Genomic DNA, 1,977 nt, shown 5'->3' on the forward strand with positions numbered 1-1,977 from the left:
GTGAACTACTCGGCAACTGAGTTACCAGAGCATCTGAATTAAGGCGGGATACCGCCTTTTCAGGGTGCGTCCATGACACCACTACTGTTTGCTCTTTAGAGCTATACAGCTACTTTTATTATTTCTGGCGTTTTTAGTCCGGTTACGGACAGTTCCTTTTTCTCTCCGGATACGGAGAGATATTTTCTCAGGATGTTATATGCACCTACAGCATCTGCGTTATACTTCCGGTTTCTGTCCCTGTACAGTCCCCTTTGTTTTCGGTTGCATGGCTGTGCATATCTTTTTTCCACCTCTGGTGACAGCGGACTGCACTGGCTGGTATAGCTTTCTTCCTGTCTTACAAAACGGATCCCGTACATCTTAAGCTTATATTCCATCATGCTATAGAGCCTGTTATACGGCAGATTGTGGAACTTCTGGTTTGTTCTGTGTCCCAGGTCTTTTCCTTTCCGGATATTCCGGATATCCCCTGCCACAACACAGGTAATTCCCTGTTCACGGCAGTATTTTGCAAAGTATCTTGTGATCTTGTGCAGATAATCCGTTACCGAGTTCTGCTTTTTCTGATATAATCTGCGAATATGTTTTGATGTGACTGGATGTTTTATTTCCTTCACAGACTGCTGTCCATACCATTGTGCCTGCACCCTTGCAATCTCTTTATGAAAATATCTTTCCAATGCAAGATATCTTCTGCCCAGGATAAATGTATTCCCATTCCCGGAATCATAGCATGTCATAAGATTATGAAGTCCCAGATCAACTGACAGATAGTGTCCATTCTGCGAAAGTTCTTCCCTCTCTGAAATCTCATAAACAACAATAACTTTACATTCACCTTTTTCCGGTGGGTAGATCCGCAACTGTTTGATCTGATCCATGCCCCTGAAAATCTTATTTTCAAGATAAAGAAAGTTCTCATGGATCTGATACGTTTCTTCCATATATCTTTTTAATGCTTTTGGAAGGGACAGACGGACTTTTTCTGTGTCCCATTCATGTACAATTCCCATCTGCATATAGGTAATGGGGATACTTTCCTGTTTAAACCGCGGTGGTCTGGGATTCTCAATCCCTCCGGATCTTTTCAAGGCGTAAAAAGATTTCCATGCTTTATCCAGCAGCTTGCAGACTTCCTGGGCTGTCTGAGATGGAAGCTGTTTATACCACAGATCCTCTCTATGGGATTTTTTCTGATAATACCAGTCCGGGTATTTCTCCATTCCCATTTCTTTGTAATGCTGACGTTCGTAATTACAGACATTCCAGAGCTTGGATGCCGCATAACACATATGTCCGATGACGTTTGCATATTCCTGACTGACCTTTATGGATGTTTTCTTTGACAGCAGCATTTCCCACCTCTATGATCTCAATAAACTTTACTCTGATGCTCAATATATCTGCGGATGTTTTCTTCCGACACAGACCCGACCGTTTCCACATAATAGGAATGGTTCCACAGCTCTCCTTTCCAAAGCTGTTCTCTTATTTCCGGAAAACGTTCGAATAATTTCCTGCCGGTGATCCCTTTCAGATATTTCACGATCGCAGTTATGGATAATTTGGGAGGAGCAGACACAAAACAGTGCACATGGTCTCCTTCCCCGCATTCAAACAAATGGACGGTAAAACCTTTATCCGCTGCGATCTCCTGCACCAGCTCCTGAAGATATGCTTCAATCTCCGCATTCAATATCTTCCGCCAGTATTTCACTGACCATACCATATGGTAATTAATATTGCACACACAAGTGCGGTAATGTATAAGATTCTCCTTCATACATATAGTATAGCATAGTATTAAGAATATCACAATAAAATGCCGAACATATTTTCTTTTTTAATAAAGCTGGATACAGCATTTTTTAGTAAAAAAATAAATATATTTTACTTATAATGTGCAGATATGCACAGTTTACGCTTTCATCTCGGCAATTGAATTACCGAGGATTCCCGCTTATCTTCCTAAAT

The 1,977-nt window shown here is 41.2% G+C and carries 2 protein-coding genes; both read right to left on the reverse strand.

From position 1 onward, the window contains the following. Nucleotides 1–101: 101 nt before the first annotated feature. On the reverse strand, nt 102–1,358 hold the full coding sequence (locus LI091_RS18280) for an RNA-guided endonuclease InsQ/TnpB family protein (RefSeq protein WP_015526510.1): 1,257 nt from the start codon (nt 1,356–1,358) through the stop codon (nt 102–104). 17 nt (nt 1,359–1,375) lie between these two features. Then, nucleotides 1,376–1,786: an IS200/IS605 family transposase gene (gene tnpA, locus LI091_RS18285; protein ID WP_180211310.1), complete on the reverse strand. Its 411-nt coding sequence runs from the start codon at nt 1,784–1,786 to the stop codon at nt 1,376–1,378. Nucleotides 1,787–1,977 lie beyond the last annotated feature (191 nt).

Origin of the sequence: Blautia sp. MSK20_18 (assembly GCF_020553125.1) — a bacterium.
Taxonomy (GTDB): Bacteria; Bacillota; Clostridia; order Lachnospirales; family Lachnospiraceae; genus Blautia_A; species Blautia_A fusiformis.

Bases quoted from the DNA above. Each gene is read 5' to 3' on its own strand.
- tnpA (WP_180211310.1), bottom strand. From the start codon at position 1,786: ATGAAGGAGAATCTTATACATTACCGCACTTGTGTGTGCAATATTAAT.
- LI091_RS18280 (WP_015526510.1), bottom strand. From the start codon at position 1,358: ATGCTGCTGTCAAAGAAAACATCCATAAAGGTCAGTCAGGAATATGCA.